At 43.6% G+C, this 24,860-nt stretch carries 28 protein-coding genes; 3 read left to right on the top strand and 25 right to left on the bottom strand.

Translation table 11 applies throughout. The annotated features are described in order from the left end of the window. Positions 1 to 214: 214 nt before the first annotated feature. Positions 215 to 679, top strand: a complete 465-nt coding sequence (locus FTT73_RS01855; RefSeq protein ID WP_180190929.1) for a MarR family winged helix-turn-helix transcriptional regulator — start codon at positions 215 to 217, stop codon at positions 677 to 679. 76 nt (positions 680 to 755) lie between these two features. On the opposite strand, the gene FTT73_RS01860 is transcribed toward FTT73_RS01855, so the two are convergent. From FTT73_RS01860 to FTT73_RS01880, 5 genes are all read right to left on the bottom strand, one after another. Next, positions 756 to 1,418: an SOS response-associated peptidase family protein gene (locus tag FTT73_RS01860; protein WP_180190930.1), complete on the bottom strand. Its 663-nt coding sequence runs from the start codon at positions 1,416 to 1,418 to the stop codon at positions 756 to 758. Positions 1,419 to 1,501: 83 nt separating this feature from the next. Continuing rightward, a complete protein-coding gene (locus FTT73_RS01865; protein WP_180190931.1) occupies positions 1,502 to 2,950 on the bottom strand; it encodes an aldehyde dehydrogenase family protein in 1,449 nt (482 codons plus the stop codon). A gap of 127 nt (positions 2,951 to 3,077) precedes the next feature. After that, positions 3,078 to 5,243 (bottom strand): malate synthase G, encoded by a 2,166-nt coding sequence (locus FTT73_RS01870; RefSeq protein ID WP_005097299.1) that lies wholly within the window; start codon positions 5,241 to 5,243, stop codon positions 3,078 to 3,080. A gap of 371 nt (positions 5,244 to 5,614) precedes the next feature. Further along, the gene (gene zapE / locus FTT73_RS01875) at positions 5,615 to 6,760 is read right to left on the bottom strand and encodes a cell division protein ZapE (RefSeq protein WP_005097301.1); all 1,146 of its coding nucleotides are present in this window, start codon (positions 6,758 to 6,760) and stop codon (positions 5,615 to 5,617) included. Positions 6,761 to 6,844: 84 nt separating this feature from the next. Then, positions 6,845 to 7,852 carry an AraC family transcriptional regulator gene (locus tag FTT73_RS01880; protein ID WP_005097302.1) on the bottom strand — a complete coding sequence of 336 codons (1,008 nt, stop codon included), beginning with the start codon at positions 7,850 to 7,852 and terminating at the stop codon, positions 6,845 to 6,847. 141 nt (positions 7,853 to 7,993) lie between these two features. Here FTT73_RS01880 and FTT73_RS01885 point away from each other — a divergent pair, with 141 nt between their 5' ends. Both FTT73_RS01885 and FTT73_RS01890 read left to right on the top strand, forming a co-directional pair. Beyond that, complete coding sequence (locus FTT73_RS01885) at positions 7,994 to 9,493, top strand: flavin-containing monooxygenase (protein ID WP_373686427.1); 1,500 nt, start codon at positions 7,994 to 7,996, stop codon at positions 9,491 to 9,493. A gap of 68 nt (positions 9,494 to 9,561) precedes the next feature. Beyond that, positions 9,562 to 10,470, top strand: coding sequence for a lysine exporter LysO family protein (locus tag FTT73_RS01890; RefSeq protein WP_005170429.1), 909 nt, complete (start codon positions 9,562 to 9,564; stop codon positions 10,468 to 10,470). Positions 10,471 to 10,584: 114 nt separating this feature from the next. Here FTT73_RS01890 and FTT73_RS01895 read toward each other — a convergent pair whose 3' ends face one another. From FTT73_RS01895 to kdsB, 20 genes are all read right to left on the bottom strand, one after another. Next, positions 10,585 to 10,812 carry a hypothetical protein gene (locus FTT73_RS01895; RefSeq protein WP_100329616.1) on the bottom strand — a complete coding sequence of 76 codons (228 nt, stop codon included), beginning with the start codon at positions 10,810 to 10,812 and terminating at the stop codon, positions 10,585 to 10,587. An 86-nt stretch (positions 10,813 to 10,898) separates the two neighbouring features. Further along, positions 10,899 to 11,579, bottom strand: a complete 681-nt coding sequence (gene pyrF, locus FTT73_RS01900) for an orotidine-5'-phosphate decarboxylase (RefSeq protein WP_005097309.1) — start codon at positions 11,577 to 11,579, stop codon at positions 10,899 to 10,901. 36 nt (positions 11,580 to 11,615) lie between these two features. Then, a complete protein-coding gene (locus tag FTT73_RS01905) occupies positions 11,616 to 11,975 on the bottom strand; it encodes a lipopolysaccharide assembly protein LapA domain-containing protein (RefSeq protein ID WP_074383247.1) in 360 nt (119 codons plus the stop codon). A gap of 23 nt (positions 11,976 to 11,998) precedes the next feature. Further along, positions 11,999 to 12,304: an integration host factor subunit beta gene (locus FTT73_RS01910; protein ID WP_005097312.1), complete on the bottom strand. Its 306-nt coding sequence runs from the start codon at positions 12,302 to 12,304 to the stop codon at positions 11,999 to 12,001. 163 nt (positions 12,305 to 12,467) lie between these two features. Then, the gene (gene rpsA / locus FTT73_RS01915) at positions 12,468 to 14,147 is read right to left on the bottom strand and encodes a 30S ribosomal protein S1 (RefSeq protein ID WP_005097313.1); all 1,680 of its coding nucleotides are present in this window, start codon (positions 14,145 to 14,147) and stop codon (positions 12,468 to 12,470) included. A gap of 110 nt (positions 14,148 to 14,257) precedes the next feature. Then, a complete protein-coding gene (gene cmk / locus FTT73_RS01920; RefSeq protein WP_005170422.1) occupies positions 14,258 to 14,941 on the bottom strand; it encodes a (d)CMP kinase in 684 nt (227 codons plus the stop codon). Between the two features lie 17 nt (positions 14,942 to 14,958). Next, positions 14,959 to 15,390 carry an SRPBCC family protein gene (locus FTT73_RS01925; RefSeq protein ID WP_005097315.1) on the bottom strand — a complete coding sequence of 144 codons (432 nt, stop codon included), beginning with the start codon at positions 15,388 to 15,390 and terminating at the stop codon, positions 14,959 to 14,961. 55 nt (positions 15,391 to 15,445) lie between these two features. Continuing rightward, positions 15,446 to 15,961 (bottom strand): tRNA adenosine(34) deaminase TadA, encoded by a 516-nt coding sequence (gene tadA / locus FTT73_RS01930; RefSeq protein WP_100358124.1) that lies wholly within the window; start codon positions 15,959 to 15,961, stop codon positions 15,446 to 15,448. 7 nt (positions 15,962 to 15,968) lie between these two features. After that, the gene (locus FTT73_RS01935; RefSeq protein ID WP_005097318.1) at positions 15,969 to 17,090 is read right to left on the bottom strand and encodes an enoyl-CoA hydratase/isomerase family protein; all 1,122 of its coding nucleotides are present in this window, start codon (positions 17,088 to 17,090) and stop codon (positions 15,969 to 15,971) included. Then, positions 17,087 to 17,800 (bottom strand): uracil-DNA glycosylase, encoded by a 714-nt coding sequence (gene ung, locus FTT73_RS01940; RefSeq protein WP_074383250.1) that lies wholly within the window; start codon positions 17,798 to 17,800, stop codon positions 17,087 to 17,089. Before ung ends, FTT73_RS01935 begins: the two co-directional genes overlap by 4 nt. Before the next feature lie 46 nt (positions 17,801 to 17,846). After that, on the bottom strand, positions 17,847 to 18,443 hold the full coding sequence (locus tag FTT73_RS01945; RefSeq protein ID WP_005097321.1) for a 6-carboxytetrahydropterin synthase: 597 nt from the start codon (positions 18,441 to 18,443) through the stop codon (positions 17,847 to 17,849). Positions 18,444 to 18,596: 153 nt separating this feature from the next. Beyond that, positions 18,597 to 19,565: a type II secretion system minor pseudopilin GspK gene (gspK, locus tag FTT73_RS01950; protein ID WP_100355371.1), complete on the bottom strand. Its 969-nt coding sequence runs from the start codon at positions 19,563 to 19,565 to the stop codon at positions 18,597 to 18,599. Between the two features lie 12 nt (positions 19,566 to 19,577). After that, positions 19,578 to 20,213, bottom strand: a complete 636-nt coding sequence (gene gspJ, locus FTT73_RS01955) for a type II secretion system minor pseudopilin GspJ (RefSeq protein ID WP_005170411.1) — start codon at positions 20,211 to 20,213, stop codon at positions 19,578 to 19,580. Next, on the bottom strand, positions 20,210 to 20,611 hold the full coding sequence (gene gspI, locus FTT73_RS01960; protein ID WP_252721253.1) for a type II secretion system minor pseudopilin GspI: 402 nt from the start codon (positions 20,609 to 20,611) through the stop codon (positions 20,210 to 20,212). The genes gspJ and gspI overlap by 4 nt, the downstream gene beginning before the upstream one ends. Positions 20,612 to 20,717: 106 nt before the next feature. Then, positions 20,718 to 21,269 (bottom strand): type II secretion system protein, encoded by a 552-nt coding sequence (locus FTT73_RS01965; protein WP_100329620.1) that lies wholly within the window; start codon positions 21,267 to 21,269, stop codon positions 20,718 to 20,720. A 14-nt stretch (positions 21,270 to 21,283) separates the two neighbouring features. Next, positions 21,284 to 21,898 (bottom strand): TetR/AcrR family transcriptional regulator, encoded by a 615-nt coding sequence (locus tag FTT73_RS01970; RefSeq protein ID WP_100355372.1) that lies wholly within the window; start codon positions 21,896 to 21,898, stop codon positions 21,284 to 21,286. 40 nt (positions 21,899 to 21,938) lie between these two features. After that, positions 21,939 to 22,712 carry a TatD family hydrolase gene (locus tag FTT73_RS01975; RefSeq protein ID WP_180078286.1) on the bottom strand — a complete coding sequence of 258 codons (774 nt, stop codon included), beginning with the start codon at positions 22,710 to 22,712 and terminating at the stop codon, positions 21,939 to 21,941. A gap of 27 nt (positions 22,713 to 22,739) precedes the next feature. Beyond that, on the bottom strand, positions 22,740 to 23,081 hold the full coding sequence (locus tag FTT73_RS01980) for a PilZ domain-containing protein (RefSeq protein ID WP_004278877.1): 342 nt from the start codon (positions 23,079 to 23,081) through the stop codon (positions 22,740 to 22,742). A gap of 15 nt (positions 23,082 to 23,096) precedes the next feature. After that, positions 23,097 to 24,077: a DNA polymerase III subunit delta' C-terminal domain-containing protein gene (locus FTT73_RS01985; protein ID WP_100329621.1), complete on the bottom strand. Its 981-nt coding sequence runs from the start codon at positions 24,075 to 24,077 to the stop codon at positions 23,097 to 23,099. A 14-nt stretch (positions 24,078 to 24,091) separates the two neighbouring features. After that, the gene (gene kdsB / locus FTT73_RS01990) at positions 24,092 to 24,853 is read right to left on the bottom strand and encodes a 3-deoxy-manno-octulosonate cytidylyltransferase (RefSeq protein ID WP_100329622.1); all 762 of its coding nucleotides are present in this window, start codon (positions 24,851 to 24,853) and stop codon (positions 24,092 to 24,094) included. Positions 24,854 to 24,860: the final 7 nt, after the last annotated feature.

The following is a 24,860-nucleotide window of genomic DNA, read 5'->3' on the forward strand; positions in this document are numbered from 1 at the left end:
AATTTTACACAAAATATTATTGCCTTTCATCCGATTTAAAATGGCCATTCTCTGTCCTGAATCAGCGCATATGCAGAACTGCTCGACTTCTGGGGCTATTAAGAAAAACTAAAAAGTGCAATCTCTTTAACATTTTTAAAATAAAGGTTGAAACATGCATAAACTTTTTCATAAAATGGACGGGCCCTAGAAAAATAAATACAAGGAACATTTCATGACTAAGAAATATGCAAAATTTTTACCGTGTACGGAAGAATTTAATTTAGAAAACTTTCCCTATTATTGGGTTACTCAGGTTCATGCTCAATATGTACTTAATGTCGATCACGCACTTAAAAAATATGGTGTCGACAATTCGCGCCGCCGTATCCTTCTTGCCTTAAAATCCAAACCGTATGCGAGTGTATCCGACTTATCAGAGATGGTCGTATCTAAAATGTCGACCACCACTAAAATTGTTTATCGCTTAAAAGATGAGGGTCTGGTTGAGACTTATTCATGTGAAGATGATGCACGAATTACCCGGGTATTTTTGACCGAAAAAGGCATGCAAATGACACATAAGATCAATGATCTGACCAATATAGTACTAGAGCAGTCATTTGAAGGCTTGACGCCTTTGCAAATTGAAAAAACCATGGAAAGTTTACGTCATATTTTTAAAAACCTGGCTCGTTAAAAGCCCTACTTTTTATTTTTAAATAGACGCTGGCGAATTGGCATACTTTCAATAATAAATAATTCACCGGAGCTTTCTAAGAATCAAAAAAGTTCAGTTGTGGGCTGGCTTTTTTGATTTTTTCTTTGGGGACATGTGAACATTCAAACTCTTCTTCCGGAAAGCCGTGTAAAAAACTCCGAATATCCGGATGACTCAGTGTCAGCCATTCTTGTAGTCGCTCATGTGGAATTACGATCACCGAACGTTTGATATTTCCAGGCTCATGAAATTCTTTCATCATCGGATGGTCAATGGCATCCATGGTGATCATGCTGGCAGATCGTACAATTTCCCCTTGTACTCGTGTAATCTCATATACTGCCGCAATAAAAGTCGCCTGACCATCTTGACGTCTTATACCCCAACGCTGTGGTTTATTGTCAAAATATTTGGACTCATAAAACTCGGCAACAGGAATGACCCCAAAATGACATTTGGCAGTGGCTTCAGTAAAGGTTGGCTTTTGCAATAAAGTTTCATTTCTGGCGTTATAGGTCTTGGTAGCTATACTTTTATCTTCTGCCCATTTTGGAATCAGGCCAAAATTTACCGACCGCCATTCCAGTCCTTGAGCTGAATGAAATAACAGCGGTGTAGCATAATTGGGATAGACCTCTTCCGGATATTCAAAGGGAATTTCGGGCAACCCCAGATTATGCAATTGTTCTAAGCTTAAAGGTTTAAAGTTGGCACACATGGCGGATTAATGTAAATCATTCGACCACTCGATTATAACCTGATGTTTGAGCCAAACCTGTAATATTGATATAGATTTGAGTATCATGAATTCGGTATGGTCAACCAGTGTGTCCGGGTAAACTCCTCAAAAATCCAGCGACCATTAAAACGTCCGAGTCCTGAGTTTTTCTCGCCGCCAAAGGGTGCATTAGACTGATCTGCAACACTGATCCCGTTAATATGGGTCATGCCAATATCCAGTTGTGCCGCAAAAGCGCTGCCGCGTTCGATATTTGATGTACAGACTGCACTGGACAAACCGAACTCTGTTGCATTGGCCAGATTTAAAGCATGGGCCTCATCACGTGCTTTTAAGATCGGTAAAATCGGACCGAAGCTTTCTTGTTGTGCTAAATCAGAATCGGCTGCGACGTTAATGAAAATATGCGGATAGACCAGATTTCCTTCAATTCCGCCCTCATATACCAGCTGTGCGCCCTGCTCGCTGCCTGTCTGAATGATCTGTTGATGCTTTTTGACCTGACTCCGATTAATGATCGGCCCGATGATGGTATCTTCCAGATTCGGATCGCCCACTGGAATCATTTTGACCCGATCCAGAAGCTTATCCACATAAGCATCATGAATAGATACATCGACAATGACCCGATTGGTACTCATGCAAATTTGTCCCTGATGCATAAAACGCCCCATCAAGGTCAGTTCAACCGCCAGATCAAGGTCGGCATCATCCAGAATCACCAAGGGTGCATTGCCGCCCAGTTCCAGTGCCAAACGTTTGATTCTGGAACTGGCCAGAGCTTTACTGCCGACACTTTTCCCCACTTCAGTCGAGCCGGTAAATGAAATCATTTTCGGCACTGAATGCTCGACAAAATAATCCCCGATTTCACTGCCAGCACCGGCAACAATATTCAATGCACTTGGAGGCAAACCGGCTTCTTCAAATAATTTCCCGATTAATGTACCGCCAGTCACCGGCGTATCACTGGCTGGTTTCAAGACAACCGTATTGCCACAGGCAATCGCTGTCGCCACTGAACGCAAGGACAGATGAAATGGAAAGTTCCATGGACTGATGACTGCAATCACGCCTAAAGGTTTACACAAGACCAAACTTTTCCGTACTGGATCTTTGCTTTCGAGCTGTTCAGTTTTCAGCTGATCTGGAAATGCCAGACTTTCCTGAATAATCCCCAAGGCAGCATCCATTTCAAGGCCGGCTTTAATGCGCGTACTGCCTGATTCAATAATCAGCCAGTCAATGATTTCTGCACGGCGCTGCTGAATAATATTAATTAAATTTTGCAATACTGTTTTACGGACTCCAATGGAATTCAAAACACCCTGTTGAAAAGCCTGTTCTGCTGCCGTATACGCACTGTCTACATCGACAGAGCTGGCAGCTGCAAGACTCATAATTTCGGTTTGGGTAAAAGGATTGATATTTTTTATGATTTTGGTTGAAGTTCCATGTTGCCACTGACCATGAATAAACTGCTGGTCTAAGTCCTGATATACCGTCATCATTTTATTGTTCCTCGCAAGCTTTGCTCCACTTTAAGAGTTCAGCTGAAAAATTTCTAGTCAGAAAGACAGCCGCTTACCATTAGACAATAAAAAAGCCTCCGAAGAGACTTTTTTAAGTTAGACGGGATTAGTCACCTGTATAACCTTTTAACTTTAAACGTGCTGCATGTAAAAGTGGCTCGGTATAACCTGATGGCTGTTCACCACCTTTAAAGATCAGGTCAGACGCTGCCTGGAATGCAATATTGTTGGCAAAGTCTGCAGACATTGGCGTATACAACGGATCATTGGCATTTTGCTGATCTACAATTTTCGCCATACGCTGCATCACTTCTTCTACTTGCTCATGGCTTACCACACCATGACGCAACCAGTTCGCCACGTGCTGCGAAGAGATACGTAAAGTCGCACGGTCTTCCATTAAACCGACATCGTTGATGTCGAGTACTTTAGAACAACCTACACCTAAGTCTACCCAGCGAACTACATAGCCCAAGATCCCCTGACAGTTATTTTCAAGTTCTTTGGTTTTCTCTTCTTCAGACCAGTTAGTGTCTGTTGCTAATGGTGGCGTTAACAAGTCATCTAGTGACAAGGCTTCAGTTGCCAATAACTCTTGCTGACGATCCGCAACATTAATCTGATGATAGTGAATCGCGTGAATTACCGCACCTGTTGGTGATGGCACCCATGCACAGCTCGCACCTGCTTCCGGATGTTCAGTTTTGGTTTTATACATGTCGAGCAACATGTCTGGTTTTGGCCACATGCCTTTACCGATTTGCGCTTTGCCACGTAAACCTGCTTGCAGACCGATCATCACGTTACGGTTTTCATAAGCCGGGAACCAGATCTGACCTTTGACTTCGCCTTTACGTACGAATGGGCCTGCTTCCATAAAGGTATGGATTTCGTCACCGGTACGGTCCATGAAGCCTGTATTGATGAAAATAGTACGGTCTTTGGCTTGTGCAATACAGTTCTTCAGGTTTACAGAAGTACGGCGCTCTTCATCCATAATCCCGATTTTTAAAGTTTTTGCAGGCAAACCCAGTACCTGTTCCGCACGTTCAAACAATTCAACGGCAAATGCCACTTCTTCAGGACCATGCATTTTTGGTTTAACGATATACATTGAACCTTGACGCGAGTTCTTGATGGTATTTTCACCTTTGATGTCGGCAAAAGACAACAATGGTGTAATCAAGGCATCCATGATGCCCTCAAAAATCTCTGCACCATCGACCAAAATGGCAGGGTTTGTCATCAAATGACCGACATTACGCAGCAACATCAATGAACGACCATGAACCTTGGTTTCACCACCTTCCACATTTTTGAAAGTACGGTCTGCATTCAGTGTACGGGTAACTGTTTTACCATTTTTCTGAATGGACTCTTCTAAAGTGCCTTTCATCAGACCTAACCAGTTACGATAGCCTTCCACTTTTTCTTCAGCATCAACCGCTGCAATCGAGTCTTCCAAATCCTGAATGGTGGTAACCGCAGCTTCAAGAACTACGTCTTTTACGCCAGCGGCATCAGTCTGGCCAATCGGGCTCGTTGCATCAATTTGCACAATAACGTGCAGACCGTTATTTTTAAATACGATTTCAGTCGGTGCTGACGCTTCGCCATTGAAGCCAACAAATTTAGCGCTATCCGCAACAGTCGTTGTAGAACCATCTTTTAATGTTACAACCAGTGCGTTGCCATCAACTGCATATTGAGTTGCGTCTGCGTGCGAACCTTGTGCCAATGGGAAAGTTTCGTCAAGGAAGTTTTTCGCAAATGCGACAACTTTCTCACCACGTTTCGGGTTATAGCCTTTACCTTTTTCCGCACCATCTTCTTCAGAGATCACGTCGAAACCATAAAGTGCATCGTAGAGAGAACCCCAACGTGCGTTGGCTGCGTTGAGGCAGTAACGTGCATTACGTACCGGTACCACCAGCTGTGGGCCGGCCAATACGGCAATTTCTTCGTCTACATTTTCAGTGCTGATTTGAAAATCTTCTACTTCTGGTAACAAGTAGCCAATTTCAGTCAAGAAAGCTTTGTAAGCTTGTAATTCAAATGTGTTATTGCGGTGCCATTCATCGATTTTCGCTTGAATGTCATCACGCTTAGCCAAAAGTGCTTTATTTTTAGGGCTAAGATCAACAACGACTTGTTCAAAGTTTTTCCAGTAAGTTTCACTATCCAAACCAGAACCTGGTAGTGCTTCATTTTCGATAAAATCGTAAAGTTCTTTAGCAATCGCTAACTTGCCTTTTTGAATACGTGCAGTCATTGTCTTTCCTGATATTGCTACTTTTTATACAAGAGATTCTAGTATACCGATTAAAATCTAGCTGAATAGTATTATCAAATTGCTAAATACTGAGCATTTTTCATAATATGAGTACCCTCATAAACATATCAGACGTCGCTCAGCCGCATTGAGATATCATTCTGCTAAATACCCTAATGACAGTGTATAAAGTTTTCGAAATGTAGAAATTAGACTTAAGTTCAGATTTTCGAGTAAAAATTATGCATTCTAGTTATACACGATCATATTTAGATCAAGATTAAGCCATGTTTGGCCCTAGTTGTCGATCAATTACCTGCTTATTTTTATAAAAAAGCGCCAGTCAATGACCAGCGCTTTTATTCTGCTTCCTACTCACTCGAGATAGTTTTCTGAATCTGACGATGTTCAGAATTCAGATATTCATCCGACTGCATTTCCAGTAAACGTGAACGCGTCCGTTCAATTTCAAAGACCAGTTTTTCACCTTGGTAAATATCAATAATATTGTCTTCCGAGGTCAATAACAGTTTGACACCACGGTCATAGAACTCATCGACCAGATAAATAAAACGGCGCGTCCCATCATTGAGGAAATCGGTCAGGTGCGGCACATTACTGACTAAAACCGTATTATAAATATTGGCAATTTCAATAAAGTCAGCCGGGCTACGTGGTTTTAGACACAGCTCAGAAAACTCGCACCACAATACATCTTCGGTATGTGACACAGTTTCCACAATACGGTTATTGATGATAATCGGCTCTTCAGAGCAGGTTTGCGTCTGAGTCAAAGCGCTGAAACGTTGCGCAATCCAGTTTTTATGATCATGGGTTAATGGGAATTTGAATAACTGCGCCTGTTTTAATACGCGTAAACGGTAATCGACGCCGGCATCGACGTTTAACACCACACAGTTTTTCTTGACCAGTTCAATCGTCGGCAGGAAACGGTCACGATGAATCCCGTTTTTATACAAACCATCTGGGGCAATGTTCGAAGTTGCAACCAAAGTAATCCCGCGTTCAAATAGTTTCTGGAACAGATCACTCAGAATCATGGCATCGGTGACATTGGATACAAAGAACTCATCGAAACAGATAATCACCGCGTCTTTATAAATCTGATCCGCGACCAGATCCAGCGGATTACGCTGCCCAGAGAGCTTATTTAATTCACGATGCACATGCTGCATAAAGTGGTGAAAATGCATCCGGGTTTTACGGCGAAATGGAATCGAATCATAAAACTGATCCATTAACCAGGTTTTGCCACGACCCACACCACCCCACATATACACGCCATTGGGAGAAGTCTGACGGCGAAAACGGCGAAAGGCTTTTTTCGAGGCCTTAAAACGCTGAATCAATTCCAGCCAGACACGATTCAGTTCATGTACTGCCATTGCCTGTGCATCATCAGGCATAAACTGTCCCGAAGATATTGCTTGTGCATAACGTTCTGCAGGAGAAATCGGACTAAAGGCGGTGCTGTGCTGTGAATTAAAATCGGACATAGAGTTTCGTACTATTTGGGATCAATTTAATTATAGCGGAGTTTAATCAACACACTATAACACTTTGGCATAAACAGGCTTAGGCTATTTTACATATTGCCGAGGGCTTTGCCCAAACCAGCGTTTAAAGGCATGGTTAAAAGCAGCCGGCTCGGAATAGCCCAACAACTCTGCAATCATTTCAATTGAATACTGTTTATATTCAATCAATCGCAAAGCCTTATCTTTAATAATATCTTCGCGAATCTGTTTATAACTGGTATCACACTGCTGTAACTGATGCCGCAAGGTTCGCTCCGGAATATTTAGCGCCTGCGCAGTTTCGGCCATGCTCGGCATCAAACCACTTTGTATTTCCAGATAATCCTGAACGCGCTGCACCACTGTCGGTGTCTGCTCATCCTGTTGCAAACGTTGCAGTTCAGCAAAACACTTGGCTTCATACAGCGCAAAGGTCACCGTATCCGCAGACGGAATTTTAATATCCAGAACTGCTTCATCAAACCAGAATGCCGCACTTGGTGCATCGAACTGAACCTGTGTCCCATAATAATCATGATAGACCTTTAAGGTATTCGGCTCTTGCGGATGGGCAAATGGTAACTCGATCCGTAAATCAGGTTTGGACAGGCCCATCATTTTGTAAATATCACGGATAAACTTGAAAGTTCCCGAAATCTCCGCCTGTGCCAGCAACACACCCAAACCATCTTCCAGATTTTTCGGTCGATAACACAGCGCGCTATGATGCTCGCTTTGTTGCAAACCCAATTGTCCTGTCAAATGCGTCAACTGTTGAAAGCGGATCACCTGATGCAGCGCATCACGTACCGTCGGACTGGTAACCAGTAACATCAACAACGGACCATAACCTGCCAATGCATAATGCTGGCCAATCAATAATCCCTGCTCAGCTTCGATTTCCTGCCCTACCACCTTAAGTACATCATGTTCCAAACTCGGATGAATAATCGAGCCAGGATCAAAGGCATCGACACGCAGTCCAATGTTTTGCAGCTTCTGATCGACGTCTATGCCCGCCTTGCGCATCCCTTGAATCAAATACATTAGACTGAGAACAGAACGTTTCATAACCATACAAATACAATGTGATAGTCTTAGTTGTACTATAAAAATAAGTGTACTGCTATTGCCGTTTAGATCAATTTTAGGTCTAATCTTTTATCAGTGAATGATGATAATAATCTCTTATTAAAATAAGCAAGGAATGCAATGATGCTGGAAAATACAAGTGCCACCCGCTCGCCACCCTTTACCAAAGTCGCCATTATTGGCGCCGGTTTTGGCGGTATTGCCATGGCAATACGTTTACAGCAGCAAGGCATCCATGATTTTATTCTGCTGGAAAAAGGCCATGAATTTGGTGGAACCTGGCGAGACAACCAGTACCCTGGCGCAGCCTGTGATGTGCAGTCACATTTATATTCCCTCTCATTCGCTCCGAAAAGTAACTGGTCAAAACGCTATGCCGAAGCACCCGAGATATTTTCCTATATTCAGGATCTGGTAAACGATTATAAGCTGCGTGCGTTCTGCCGCTTAAATACTGAAGTCCTTTCAGCGCATTACCAGGCAGAGCGCTGTCTGTGGCAATTGCAGTTACAAGATCAAAGTATCCTGGAAGCCCAATTTGTCATATTTGCTTCAGGGCCTTTACATATTCCCCAGATTCCACCTATCCCCGGTATTGAGAAGTTTCAAGGGAAAGTCTTTCATTCTGCACAATGGGATCATGCTTATGATTTAAATGGCAAAAATGTCGCATCGATTGGCACAGGTGGCAGCGCCATTCAATATGTTCCGGAAATTGCCCCACAATGCAAACAACTCTATGTCATGCAACGTACTGCAGCCTGGATCATTCCTCGCGATGAACGTGTCTATCACCCTCTCGAAAAGACACTATTTGAAAAATATGACTGGTTCCGAAAACTGCACCGTGCCCGCTTATATTGGCCAAATGAATCGCGGGTCATCCCCATCGTTAAACCCGGCATCATGAAATACACCCAGAAACTGGCAGAACTGTTCATCAAATACCAGATTAAAGATCCTGAGTTAGCTCAAAAACTCACTCCGGATTACATCATGGGTTGTAAACGTATTCTGGTTTCCAATAGCTATTTCCCGACTTTTAACCGCAGGAATGTAGAACTGGTGACTGAAAAGATTCAGGAACTCACTGAAAATAGCATCATTACCCAAGATGGTCAGGAGCGGCCAATTGACTGTCTGATTTATGGCACCGGGTTCATTACCGATCCACGCATCTATATGAAGAATTTTCAATGTACTGGGCTGGATAATCTACAGCTCAATGAGGTCTGGAAACAGGGGGCTGAAAGTTATTATGGAATTTGCATGAAAGGTTTCCCAAACCTGTTTCAATTACTGGGCCCAAATACCCTATTGGCACACAACTCTGTGATTTTTATGATTGAGGCACAAGTTGACTATATCTTGCAGCTCATGCAGCGGGTCGATCAATCACATAGCGATGCCATTATGGTCAAAGAGCAGGCGCAAGATACATTTAATCAGCAGGTGCAACATATGTTTGAACAGACCGTATGGCAATCTGGCTGTGTAAGCTGGTATCAGCAGGAAGGTGGCAAGAATTTTGCCCTATGGCCGACTTATACCTGGAAATACTGGCTGAAAACCAAGAAACCCAATACCGCAGATTATCGATTATTCAATAAAGTTAGCTAAAAGCTTTTCACCATCTAGCATCAAGCGATGGCATAATTTAAAGATAATTTTTTCAATCTATTAAACTTATGCAATCGCTTTGGCTCATCTTTCAGCTTCTTCTCTGTTTGGCACTCGGTTTTGCTTTGGCGAAACGGATTCCAGTATCGATGATTAAAATCTGTTTCAAGCTCTTACCTTATTTTAGCTATGTGTTACTGATTGCGATTTCCTTTGAATTCTCACAGCTTGTGGATGAATTACAGCATCCCCTACAGATTCTGAGTACATCCATCAGCATTGCCTTTCTGACATCACTCGGTGCTTTTGCTATTTGCTATTTGCTGTTCAAGTGGGCTGGTTTTCTTCCCAGTTCAGGCAGAGTATCCCTTGATCTGGTAATTAAATCCTTAGTGAATATGAGTTATGCTTTTTTGGCACTCGCAGGCGGATACTTTTTACATGCTGGCTTGAGTCTGTTTGATCTGTCCTTACACATTAGCACCTGGCATTTGTTACTGGTATTTATGTTTTTCATTGGTTTAGATCTGGCTTATTCGCCACTGGATCGTTCTTGGTTAAATATCAAAATTCTTCTGGTTCCGATCGGTTGTATCTTCGGTTCATTATTCGCAGTTATGCTGTATTCATTCTGGAACACACAGATTGGCCTGAAAGATTTGATCATGCTGTCACAAGGCTATGGATTTTACTCAATGTCAGGCGTTGTCGTGACCGAGCTTCGAAATGCAGAACTCGGCAGCATTGCACTAATGAATGACCTGTTTAGAGAAATTTTTGCCATCTTACTGATGTATTGTATGGGCTGGAGATACCCGAGATCTGCCATTTCCGCAGCAGGTGCAACTGCAATGGATGTGACTTTACCGATGGTTAAGCAGGCTTGCGGTCACGATTTTATTCCGCATGCTATGGTCAGTGGATTTATTTTGTCACTGTTAGCACCAGTCATGGTGAGTGTACTGGCAGCGATTTAATTGCTTTATTGCTTTCTCAATCTCCCTAAATCTCTCTTTTCTAAAGAGGAACTCTCCTTCCTGACTAAGTTCTAAAGCAGGATTTTAAAACGAAGCACAAGCAAGAAGGGCTGACTAAAAACTTAAATCAATATCACTTAAGGCATCGCCTACTGTTTCAATAACATCCGAAGCAAGGCTGATGGCATCAGATGCCAAACTGACCACATCGATCCCTGCTGTCCAATCTGCTGAGCTTGCCTGCTGTTGTTGCTGTTCTTGTTGCTTAAGCTGTTCCGCCTGTTGAACATTTTGAATCACGTCATTCTGTTCTTTTTCTAATTGTGGTTCAGATGAAGTCATCATTTTTCCTTTTTATTTTATAACCATTTTTTTCAATATATAAAAAAAGCCTTTCGACTGAAAGGCTTTTTGTCATTCAAACCATATTAAAGCGTTGCCAAAATATCTTTTAAAGTCTGACGCATATTCTTAGACTGGGTAATAGGACGGCCAATCACCAAATGAGTCGAGCCGTCCAGCATCGCCTGTTTCGGTGTCACAATACGCTTCTGATCATCGGCATTTGAGCCTTCAGGACGAATACCGGGTGTTACCAAAGCAAAGTCTTGGCCTAATGTTTCACGTAACATTTTTGCTTCTTGAGCTGAACACACCACCCCGTCCAGGCCACTGTTTTTGGTCAGTTGAGCCAGACGCTTGACATGCTCATTTGGCTCAATATCCAGACCAATATCTTTGAGGTCTTCACGACCCATTGAAGTCAGCACTGTCACAGCAATGAGTTGAGTTTTATAGTTGCCTGCTTGTAAACGCTCCACACAGGTTTCCATCATTTTTCGGCCACCAGATGCATGTACATTCACCATCCATACACCCAAATCAGCTGCCGCGCAGACTGCCTGTGCAGTCGTATTTGGAATATCATGAAATTTCAGATCCAGAAATACATCAAAACCTTTGTCTTGAAGTGCTCTGACAATGATTGGACCTTCATGGGTAAATAACTCTTTGCCCACTTTTAGTCGACACAAGGCAGGATCTAGCTGTTCTGCAATGGCTAAGGCATCAAATTGGCTTTTGGCATCTAGTGCAACAATGATACTCAAGAGATTATCCCTTCAAATAGGCAAAAAATAAGCCCATTATAATGGGCTTTGATTTTCATTGGTAATATCTAATACAGTTTTTTCATGCCGGGTATGGGCTGCTGCTTCAGCGGCCATTAACTTGGCTGTATTCAACTGTTCCTTACGCAGATGTTCAATGTCTTTACGTAATCGCTTGATTTCCCAATTGGTCTGGAAAACCCGGAAGATTTGAACGCCCAATAACAGGCCTAACACGACGCCTAGAGATAGGGTAAGGAGCAGCAATAATCCTAGACGCATTGCAGGAACTTGAGTAAATAACAAGTCCACGGACAATTCGGTACCATTTTGCAAAACCAAAGCCAATGAATAGCCAAACAGCACCAATAAAAGAACGACCAGAACGTAACGCATGAACACCCCGTAAATATTTACAATTATTTATTTGCAGATTCGTTTACAGCATCCCGAAGGGCCTTACCTGGCTTAAAGTGCGGAACTGCTTTTGCAGCCACTTCTACAGATTTACCAGTTTTAGGGTTACGACCCACGCGTGGCTCACGATGATGCAATGCAAAACTACCAAATCCGCGAATCTCGATACGATTGTCAGATGATAAAGCTTCTATCATTTGATCAATCATAATTTTAACCGCTTCTTCCACTAAAGGCTCGGCCAAATGCGGATTTTTTAATGCAATGCGCTCTATTAAGTCAGACTTATTAAGTGCTTCAGTAGTCATCTGCGACCTCTTTAATTATCAAGCTACTTGGGATCTATTTCCCGATAATAACCTGTTTAAATACAAAACGGTAGCGCAATAATTAAATACTACGCTACCGTTTACAGTATTTGTATAAAAAGTATTAGTTAACTTACATTAACAATACAATTCAAACGTCTACTTAGTTGCCCATTTGAGCTTTGATCAGGTCACCAATCGTCTTAGGACCATTGTCTTGACCAGCAGCTGGCGCTGTTTTCAAGTTAGCAACTGCTTCTTTCTCTTCAGCTTCGTCTTTCGCTTTGATAGACAAGTTGATTGCGCGAGATTTACGATCAACGTTGATGATCTTCGCTTCCACTTCTTGACCAACTTCAAGGAACTTAGTTGCATCTTCAACGCGATCGCGGTTGATTTCAGATGCTTTCAGAGTCGCTTCAACTTCGTCAGCCAACTTAACAGTCGCGCCTTTCGCATCAACTGCAGTTACAGTACCTTTAACCAACGCACCGCGTTCGTTAGCAGCAAGGAAGTCATTGAACGGATCGTTGTTCATTTGCTTGATGCCAAGGCTGATACGGTTGCCTTCAGCGTCTACAGAAAGGATAACCGCTTCAACAGTGTCGCCTTTCTTGTAACGACGAATCGCTTCTTCGCCTTGTTCGTTCCAAGAAATATCAGACAAGTGAACTAGACCGTCGATACCGCCTGGTAAACCGATGAAGATACCAAAGTCAGTGATAGATTTGATCGTACCAGAAACTTTTTCGCCTTTGTCGTGGTCTTTAGCAAACTCTTCCCATGGGTTAGCACGAGTTTGTTTGATACCAAGAGAAATACGACGACGCTCTTCATCAACTTCAAGAACCATAACATCAACTTCATCACCGATCTGAACAACTTTAGATGGGTGGATGTTTTTGTTCGTGTGATCCATTTCTGAAACGTGTACTAAACCTTCAACGCCTTCAGCAATTTCAGCGAAACAACCGTAGTCAGTCAGGTTAGTTACGCGCGCTTTAACGATTGAACCTTTAGGGTAACGGTTCATGATCGCTAACCATGGATCTTCGCCAAGTTGTTTAAGACCTAGAGAAACACGGTTACGCTCGCGGTCGAACTTAAGTACTTTAACAGTAACTTCTTGACCCACTTCAACAACTTCTGAAGGATGCTTGATGCGTTTCCAAGCCATATCAGTGATGTGAAGAAGACCGTCAATACCGCCAAGGTCAACGAATGCACCGTAGTCAGTAAGGTTTTTGATCGTACCAGTAACAGTTTGACCTTCTTCAAGCTGAGCAAGAAGAGCTTCACGGTCAGCTGAAGATTCAGCTTCCATAACAGCACGACGTGAAACAACAACGTTGTTACGTTTAGCGTCAAGTTTGATTACTTTAAATTCTAACTCTTTGCCTTCTAGGTGAGTCGTATCACGAATAGGACGAGTATCAACTAAAGAACCTGGAAGGAACGCACGTACTGGACCGATGTCAACAGTGAAACCGCCTTTAACTTTACCAGAGATAACACCAGTAACGATTTCGCCGTCTTCAAAGATTTTTTCAAGTTTAGTCCAAGTCTCAGCGCGTTTAGCTTTTTCGCGAGAAAGAACAGTTTGACCCATACCGTTGTCAAGCGCTTCAACAACTACGTCTACAGTGTCGCCAACTTGAACTTCAAGTTCGCGCTGTTCATTTAAGAACTCAGCACGGTCAACAACGCCTTCAGATTTAAGGCCAGTGTCAACAGTTACCCAATCAGAGTCAATGCTTACTACAACGCCCTGGATAACTGCACCCTTTTCAACGTTGAGGTTTAATTCACTTGCTTCAAAGAGGGCTGCAAAAGATTCGGTCATGATATTTCCGATAAAGTCAGCGGTCTTGGATCAGACAAGGCCGGTTTAATTAAGCATCTACATAGTCCATATAAAACTGATCAAGCTATGCGTTTGCTGATAAAATCAGGTTAATTGGCTAACTGCTGGTCCACATAAGTGGTCATCAACTGGAATACCTCATCAATGTTCAAATTTGAACTATCGATAATGTAAGCATCGTCGGCAGGCTTGAGTGGAGCGACAGTGCGTTCCATATCTCGTTTATCACGCGCGATGATATTAGCTAAAATATCGTTTATTTTAACATCCAGCCCCATACCCTGCAACTGCTTTACACGTCTTTGCGCGCGCGATTCAGCCGATGCAGTCAAATATATTTTAGCCTGAGCTTGCGGGAAGATACTTGTGGCCATATCGCGGCCATCTGCCACCAGACCAGGTGCCTGTGCAAAAGCATGTTGACGTGAAACCATTGCCATTCTAAGCTCAGGAATTGCAGCAACTTTTGAAGCAAATTCTCCGACGCGTTCAGTTCGAATGGTCTGGGAAACATCTTCGCCATCCAAGTATACCTGCACCCCGGTTTCGCTACTGACAAACTGGATATCCAGATTTGTTGCGATTTGTACGCATTCTGGCAACTTAATATCCATTAAATCCAGTAAATCATGGTGATGCAATGACAAACCCAAAAGTCGGTAGAGCGCGCCAGAATCCAATAAGTGAAACTGATAATGTGCAGCCAGTTTTGCTGCCAACGTGCCTTTGCCAGACCCACTTGGACCATCAATGGTAATAATTTGAACTGTCATTGCTTTCCCGTTGTTGTTTAAACAGATTTTGCGAGTTTCGTCAGGCCTAGTTTAATCGCTGCCTGTAACTGTGCAAGAATTAATTTACTCACAAAAGGCGCACGCGCCTGTAATTCAATCGTATAGGTGACCAGGGTTTTATCATCGGCCAGCGCTTCAAATTCGATAATCCCCAGATGATGCTTGATCAATGGATTTTTAATAATCTGATATTCAATACGAGCATTCGGCTCAAACAATGTAATCTGTTCTTTCAGCGGCTTGAGCGGCCCCACCCCCATAGCACGTACCGAACCTAGTCCATCCGGATGTTCAGCATCTGCAGAATCCTTGATTCGTTCAACCTGCATCGGCGCAAAGGCAATATTATAGGTGGCATGCTTAGACATTAAATCAAAGACTTCATCAATCGATGCCGGAAATTCTTTTTTTACTTGAATGCTATGCATTATTTTTCCTGAAATTATAGATTCGAAACTAAGGAATTTTAGCGATAAAGTAGATTTATTTCTGCGTATTTAATAATTTTTCTTGTAACCTGAGTTGCCGCTTCTGCTCACGACGCAACTTGAAAAATGCACTAAGCTGTTCGGAGCATTGCTGCTGCATGCAGCCTGCTTCAAAGGAAAATACATGATTATAATAGCCCGTTTCAAATAATTGACGTGCACTGACCAGTGAACCCGCTTTCGCTTCAAATGCGCCAAATACTACCCGTGAAACCCGTGAATGTACCAAAGCACCAACACACATGGTGCACGGCTCAAGGGTTACATACAGCACTGCATCGTCAGGTAGTCGATAATTCTGGATATTTTGACAGGCATCACGCAGCGCCACAATCTCGGCATGCGCGGTCGGATCATTTAAGGAAATCGGCGCATTAAAGCCCTGACCAATGATCTGATTCTGACTAACAATAATCGCACCCACCGGAATTTCGCCCTGTGCGGCAGCAAGTGCAGCCTGCGCATAGGCAAGCTGCATCCAGTATTCATGACTCAATTGTGTTTCGGACATGTAAGACTTAAATCACACCATACTGTTTTAACAAGGCATTCCAGCTTTCAATATTGGTCACCGGAGGGTTTGCAGACAAAATACCTTTTAAGCTCATATCTGCACCCTTTTTCCATGCAGGAGAAAGGTCTTTATCCACCAGACGCGCGCGTACCCCCTCAACGAAATCATGATGACGGATTTTCCAGTCAGAAATCTGGGTTTCCAGTTCAAAAATTTCATTCCAGGAATGTACCTGTTTACCCCATTGCCAGAGCAACCAGGTCAATGCAGCTGTAGTTGGTGAACCTTTTTGCAGATTTTCACTGGCTTGACGCAACCAGTCACTGCGCGCATCACTCAGACCGATAATCGATTCATAATCATGCTCGAAGTTGACACCACGACAAACACTATGAATCACATCCAGAGAGTTTTGCAGTGGTCCTGGCCCTACCGGACGATGCATACTATTTAAAGTGTCATCAATGGCACGGAAGTCACCGGCAGGATAATGATCCCAGTCAATATTAATCACTTTATCTAAAACTGAATCACGCTGTGCATCACAAATATGTGTTGCCCAGCCAATCCCATAAGCGCCTGCAGCGGTCATGATTGAACCGGTCAAGCCGGTAAATAAACCAATCGCGCCCCGATCGGCCAGGAAGCGAGTTGCACCCACATCGGGATATAAACCGATATTGATTTCAGGCATCGCCAAACGCGAATACGGCGTCACTAAACGGAAAGGTGCCGCCATAAACAGACCAAGGCCCCCACCCATCACATAACCTTCACCCCAGACCAAAACCGGTTTGGCATAATTATGCAATAACAGATCCAGCGCATATTCCTGTTCAAAAAACTTATTGGCAGCCGCCACTTCATCGTTAATGACCAGTTGACGTAATTTACGCACATCGCCGCCGGCACAGAATGCTTTCGGTGTGGTTGAATCTAACCAGATCGCTTTTACGCTGTCATCCGTATGAAAATCCTGAAATACTTCCAAAAGTGCAGAAGCAATCGATTCATCCAGAGCATGCAAAGACTTTGGACGATTTAAACGAACGATACGCCAGCCATTATGCGCTTCTTCAACGATCAAATCCGGATGATAAGTTTTATTAAGGGGAGAATATGTCATGCGTCCAGCTGCCAATCTATAGGCTCAATGCCATGTTGTTTGAGATAGTTATTCGATTTTGAAAATACTTTACAACCAAAAAAACCACCACGGTTTGCGGCCAAAGGCGATGGATGTGCGGCCTTTAACACAAGATGCTTGTCCTGATTGATGCGCTGTCCTTTACGCTGTGCGTATGCGCCCCAAAGAATAAAGACAATATGTTCACGCTGCTCATTTAAAACATCAATGACGTGATCGGTGAATTCTTCCCAACCGCGCTTTTGATGCGAAGTCGGCTGACCTGCTTCTACGGTCAGTACTGCATTTAACAGAAGCACACCCTGCTCCGCCCAATGCGTCAAGTCACCATGCTTTGGTCGTTCAACCCCGACATCCGCATGTAACTCGTGAAAAATATTACGCAAAGATGGCGGCAATGCAACCCCTTTTTGCACCGAAAAGCTTAATCCATGCGCCTGATTCGGGCCATGATAAGGATCTTGCCCTAAAATGACCACTTTAACCCGATCGAGCGGCGTGGTATTCAAGGCATTAAAAATCAGATGATTGGGAGGATAAATTGTTTTATCTGCTTTTTTTTCTTCAATCAGAAAAGCTTTTAATTCGTCCATTTTCGGACTGAGTAAAAACTCACTCAATCCATATTTCCAGCTTTCATCCAACTGAACCTTATTCAGTTTGGCCAGTTGCTGTTCATTTAAAGACATTCTTCAATCCTAAATCTATGTCAATGGATTTCAAGTCACGCAGACTTTAAATCTGTACCTGTAAATCTACAGTCGGGTTATGAAATGCTGTGCCCTGTTTCAGCTTGTTCAACATGTCCGGATCGGTCCATTCAGCTTGCACCTGTTCAGAAAACTCAATTTGATCCAGACTCAGAATGCCCATCTGTTCATTTTGAATATCTTCTAAAAAGCTTTGTGCATAACCGGTATCGGTTTCATGCATAATCACAGAATAGACTTCGACATCACCTTCGCCATTTTGAGTCACGGTCGATGCCAGCACTTGTTGCGCCAGAAAGAAAAAGATACGTGAAAACTGCTCTGCCGATGGTGATACCGGTAACGACACCCATCGCGCACTGAAAGTTTTGCAAGCCTGAATATATTCCGGGTCGTCATTTTGCCAGAAACAGATCGCATGATCGAAAGAATCAAAGAAATCCTTAATCACACCTTTAAGCAGACCAAAGTCATAGACCATTTGCCCATGATCTAATTTCGAGGCTTTTAACAGTAGCTCGACTTTATAACTATGGCCATGGATCGAACGCTTACAGCGATCTGACGTGCAGTTACGCACAATATGAGCATTCTCAAACTTAAATAACTTACGAATTAACATATGCCGTAATGTCGTCAAAAAATAGGTGAATTGATTTTGATTATAAAGCAAAACTACAGCTTTGAGGATTAATTTTGCTGTTCAGCCTGATAGGGAAAAGGGATCAAGCTGCTGTTCAGATTTAGACTGACAGTATAACTGAATAAGCCCTGACTAAAAGGGTGCCATACTGCGATAAGCCACATATACCTGTTTGTCCTGACGAACCAGATCACTACTGAACTGGCGCTTGCGTTCACTCAAGACCACTTCGATCTGAGCTTTAAAATAATTGGATTGCACTCCGAGCAAGCTATTAAACAGATTACGCTTGGCAGCATCGACTTGCGCAAACGGTTCGAGTGACCATAACTCAGACACATTAGAAAAGTGTTCCAAATTGGCCTGTCGCTGATCCAGCAATTGTTGTATTGCATTCACATCCAGTTTTTCATCCATACTGGCCAACAGAAAAGCAGATGCTGTATTAATATTGACCGGACTTTCCTGCATCGGTGCAGCACTCAGATAAGGTGCTATCCGTTTGTACTTATTTTCTTCAAAACCACGTACCAGCTTTAATTCCTCTACGCTATGAAATTTTGCATTCGGTGGTAAAGCGGCATTCGGTAAGCCTTGATAATAATTAGATTCGGCACCCATACCTCCACTCACCAGCTCGTTTTCATCCTGCCAGTCAATTACGGCTTCACTGAGCTGCGCTGGCAAACCTGCACGTTTTAAAATCAGCTCGAACCATGCTTTGGCATTTTCATTGACGCTATCTTCAGCAGTGATCAGGCTATTTAAATTAAACTTGCCCGATTCATCCTGGATGATTCCGGAAACATAGCCGTCATCGACCGGAAAAGCCGGCATCGGCTGCGCCCAGGTTTCCTGTAGATGATCAACCTCTGCGGCATTTTCAGCATCATCCACCAGTAATTCAGAAAAAAAGGCTTCGGCACTTTTGGCATACATCAGCGACTGATTTTGCCGCATCAGATAGGCGGTACTTTCAGCAGTTGCAGCCTGACGCTGGGCAATCGTGGCTGCCAGAATAGTCGCCAATGCCACCATCACCAGAATGGTAATCAGTGCAATGCCCTGCTGCTGCTTCAGCCTCTGTTTATTCATTTTCATTTTTTATGATTCTTAGCCGGGTTGACCTGTATTCTGATTATCAAGCAAAAAGTCCGTATTTAATAAACTAAACAGCCACTCATAGCTGACGCCATTCACGGTTAAATTGATTTTAATGCCTTTGGGCAAGCGCTGTTTCTGCTCTAGCTGATTTAAATCCATAGAAGAATCAGGCCACTGTGTGAGTTCATTTGGATTCAGCACCACAACCTGAAATTGCTCAACGTCCGATAATAAAATACTGGATTCAGGTTGATCACGACCGGTCTGATTCAGGTTGCGATATTTCAGTCGATACAGTTTTTGTTCATCGGCCCGATACTGATATTCAATGCGTTCATCTGGCGAAATACCCTCCTCCAGAGGATCAGTCACGCCAGTTTTACTAAAATTAAAACGGCCATTTTGCAAAACCAGAGCCGGTTGAATATCACTATTGATATTGGCCGTTAAAGGGACTGCCTGTACCGTATCCCGTAAAATTTGCTGATAGGTTTCCTGTAGCTGACCTAGACGCTGTTCATGTACTGCATTTTGATCTTTGGTTTTGACAATATAATCAAAAACTTTCCAGCCCAAAGCAGACAGTACCGCAAAGATTGCAATGGCAACCAATAATTCGACCAGGGTAAATCCTTTAGGCTTCATGGCGTATTGTTCATGCGATGATTAAAGAACATCAAGCTGCTGATCCCGGATGCAACTTGACCAGTCTCCTGATTGACCAGACTGACCTGTAGTTCAATACGCTGCACATTGGGACTGATCGTCGGTTCACTGCGCTTGTCAATTTGCCAGGTTTCGCCTTGCTGGGTCAGCTGTTTGGAGGCCGTACCATCCATCCATTGCTGATTGATTTCCATTTGAGCCACTTCGTTCAGGGCAACAAACTGTGCTTTGGTGCGCAGAATGGCATTCGAGGTTGACTGGGTATATTGCATCGCGACTTTGGTCAGCGTCATGGCTGCGGTGGCGAAAATTGCCAGTGCAACCATAACTTCCAGCAAGGTAAAGCCTGAGCTGCGATGAGTGAAATGCTGTTTCACCGCTGCGCAAGACGAAGAGCTCTGCTCTAAGTGCCCACAATGCAATCGATCAGCACTCGATTTAAATGGTTTGATCAGCCTGGAGCACACACTTTGCTTGAAAGATCTAGATTTCATTGATTTTACCCAGATGATCCACCTCAATCGCAGAGCCGACTTCGCGATCTTCTAAAAAGAACTGAATCCGTACCGGCTTGACCTCACCATTCCCCAGCCAGATCAATTGAGGAGAATTCACCTGCGTCAGATCACGATTTTGCGCACGGGCATAACGCTGTTGTTCTAGCCCCTGAATCCGAAAAGACACATGATCCGGCAGCTTACGTAATTTAAATTCTGTATAACTCTGCCATTTTTCATTTTGCAGGTTCTGTTCAGTCTGCGCTGCTGAACGATATTCTACAATCCCATAACGAAATGGCGAGACATCGGTCGCGGGTTGCATATCAAGCGCCAGTATCCTGGACTGGTCATTCGCCTCACGCATGACCCGCTGCAAGTCTAATAACAAAATCTCGCGTGCCTGCATGGCCTTACGCTGATCGACACCACTGGTATTCAGCAATACCAGTGAGGCCATGATTCCCATAATCACAATCACCACCATCAATTCGATGAGGGTAAAGCCACGAACTGCGCTGTGAGATGATCTGATCATACTAAGCTCTAACCTTAGGCAAACTGCTCGGCAGAATGCACCTGCTTTGGCAAAGCCAGTGCTTGATCGATATAGGCCACGCGCAAGGTATCGCGTGAACCCAGATAACGCTGATAAAAACTGGAATTGAGAATTGCAGCGGCGCCATGGGTCAGTGACCAGATCGACGCCAGATAGTCACGCACCGACATGCGGCTATGAATTGAAACCAGATAAGTTTCTGTCATGCGGATGATCAGGCGTAAACGCTGTTTGCGTACCTGATACAGTTCACTGAATAGATGCTGAATTCCCACGCCAGTCGTTGACAGACGTTCTTCAATCTGATGGAACAGCACCGTACGTTCTGGATGATGTAAATGGTGCAACATAAAGAAGGCCAGATGTTCAGGAAAAGCTTTATCACTATCCTGAATCATTTCCAGCAACATGCGCTCATTACGGATAATCAGCAACATATACAGTTCATCTTTACTCTGAAAATGTTTATAGAGTGTCCCTTTGGCCAGATCAAGTTCAGCAGCAAGCGCATCTAGCGTCATTCCTGCTTCACCATTTTCCAGCAGGAGCTGCTCTGCGACTTGAAAAATCAAGGTTTCTCTTGCTCGAAACTGAGCCTGACGATCCATCTTCACCCTATAAACTCTCTTGTACTTTATATAACTTTATTTACTTTAAATTTAGAAGATTTTCAAAGTTCTGCTTTGTGATAGAAGCCATTTCTTCTAGCGACTTATCATATACATCACAAAGCGCTTTGGCTACATAAGGAACGTATTTAGGTTCGTTAGATTTACCACGATATGGCATCGGCGCAAGATAAGGACTATCGGTTTCAATCAGTACACGATCCAGCGGAACCTGTTTGGCCACATCACGCAGATCCTGGGCATTTTTAAACGAGATAATCCCGGAAAATGAGACATAATAACCGCAGTCTAAAACCGATTTGGCAGTTTCCCAATCTTCAGTAAAGCAATGCAAGATGCCATGCGTGGATTTTTCCGCACGGATAATATCCACGGTATCATGCTTGGCAGCACGGGTATGTACCACCACCGGTTTCTTAGTGATTTGCGAAGCATGGATATGACGGGCAAAGCAGGCTTTTTGTTCTTCGACAAAATCTGTACTGTGATAATAATCCAGACCGGTTTCACCGAGCGCCCAGACTTTTTCTGGTTGTGCCAGCTCGACCAGATATTCAGTCGTGGCACGCGCCATAGTTGCAGCATCTTCGCAAGGATGTACCCCGACGGTATAACCGACATCCGGGTGACGCGCGGCAATTTTCGCCAGCGCGATATGATCATCCAGATCGACCGAGATACTCATGAATCTGGATACACCCGCTTCACGGGCCTGTGCGAGTGCCTGATCCAGATCACCGTTATACGGCGTTAAATCCAGCATCGTTAAATGACAATGAGTATCTACAAACACAATGCGTTCCTACCACAGCTAAATGAACTACATAGTGTAACTTTTACGCCCTTCAGATTTAAGACCTGCAACCAGACGATCTGCTTCATTTTTGAAATAAACACCCTTTTCACCGCTTAACTGGATGCCAAAGCCTTGTGGCTTGATGCCATTCTGCTTTTGCGAGACCCAGATGACTTTACCAGTTAAAGGAATTTTCTGGGTCTGGTCAGGCAAAGTGGTCAATACAAAAACTTCTTCGCCCAGTTTGACCGGCTGCTTGGAAGGAATAAAAAGCCCACCACCCACAACATAAGGCATATAGCTGGCAAACAGTGTTTCAATGTCAGGAATATTGGCCTGAATAATACCGCCCATACGTGGTTGCATGTGATTTCCCCTTAATTAAAGATTCATCAGCTTGATAAACAGCTCATCGATCACCAGATTGCTTTGAACATTCTGCTCGAGATATTGCTTGGAACGCTGAAAATCTTCATAAATTTTAAAAAGTGCTGCTAATGAATATTGTTCGGCAAGCACATTAAACTCAAGATCAATGTTTTTCACCGTTTGATTGAGCTTGACACAAATTAAATCGGACAACAAGTATTCAAACATGGGAGCAAATTCACCAAAGCTCAGGCTTTTGTTCCATTTGGTCGCAATTGCAAGCGGCATATTTTTTTGCATCACCAGTTTTTGCCAGTCTTGCAGGAATTCCTGACGCAGTGGCAGCCAGGCACTTTGTGCAACCTCGAGTGCTTGTAAGGGCATCTGATTGGACAGGTTCATCAATAACTGTTGCTGGCTAGAACCTGCATCCGGCAACTGTGCCTGAACATAATCACTAAATTGTTCTGCAGAAATCCGGTCTAAGGCAAAATGCTGCAAGCGACTCCGTATCGTTGCAGGCAATTTTAAATAATGATCTGCCAGCAAAATAATGACCGTATTGTCACCGGGTTCTTCTAGCGTTTTCAATAATGCATTAGCAGAGGAGATATTTAAGGCTTCCGCAGGTTCAATTACAATCACTCGCCAGCCATCGACGGTCTGCTGCACAAAAGGCAACAGATCACGAATCTTTTCAATCTTGATTTTGGCATTCTGTTTTTTATTGTCTTCGTCGGTGCTGATATGCACATAATTGGGATGCGTATCAGCCTTGAGCCATTGGCAACTGCCACATTCGCCACATGCACCAGAAGACTGCCGATTCAGACACAAGACCCAAGCCAGAAACTGCTGGCTAAATGCCTCCTTGCCACAGCCTTTTTTGCCATAAAACAATAAACCATGCCCAAGCTTGGGAAAACGTCCGGTCAGCGTTTCCCAAACCTGTTGCTGCCATGGATAAATCTGTGCATTGACATCAAAAGGCATGTATTCAACTCTTCTTAAGCAAAATGAGAAAGATCCATTTGATTCAATCGATCCAGATCTTCTTGAGTATCCACACCCGGTGGCAAATTGGCTTCAGCCACGGCAATCGCAATACGGTGACCATTTTCCAGTACCCGCAATTGCTCTAGGGATTCCAGTTTTTCCAGACCCCCCATCTCCCAAGTGACATATTCTTGAAGCAGTTTTACACGGTAAGCATATAAACCTAAATGACGATAGGCCTGATTATGCAGTTTTGCTTCAGCCAGTTTCGCGCCATCACGGTCATAAGGAATGGTGGCACGGCTAAAATACAAAGCTTGATTATGTTTGGACATCACCACTTTAACAATGCTGTCACGCTTAAATTCGTCTAGTTGATGAATCGGCTCACATAGCGTCGACATCGAAGAATCCGGTTGATCTTCTAGAAGTTGTGCCACCTGTTTCACCAGTTGTGCCGGCAATAAAGGCTCATCACCCTGCACATTGACAATAATATCGTGACTGTCCCAGCCTTTGATCCGCGCTACTTCACTGAGGCGGTCTGTCCCAGAAGGATGATCCACCGAAGTAATCACCACATCAACACCTTCGGCACGACAAACCTCAGCAATACGCTGATCATCGGTCGCCACACACAAATCATCAAAACCTTGTACTTTTTTGGCTTGATCCACCACACGCAGAATCATGGGACGACCATGAATGTCCAGCAAGGGTTTACCCGGCAAACGTGAACTGGCAAAACGTGCAGGAATAACAATGTGTTTCATACTGAAT

Source organism: Acinetobacter sp. YH01006 (assembly GCF_013420445.1).
GTDB lineage: Bacteria > Pseudomonadota > Gammaproteobacteria > Pseudomonadales > Moraxellaceae > Acinetobacter > Acinetobacter pseudolwoffii.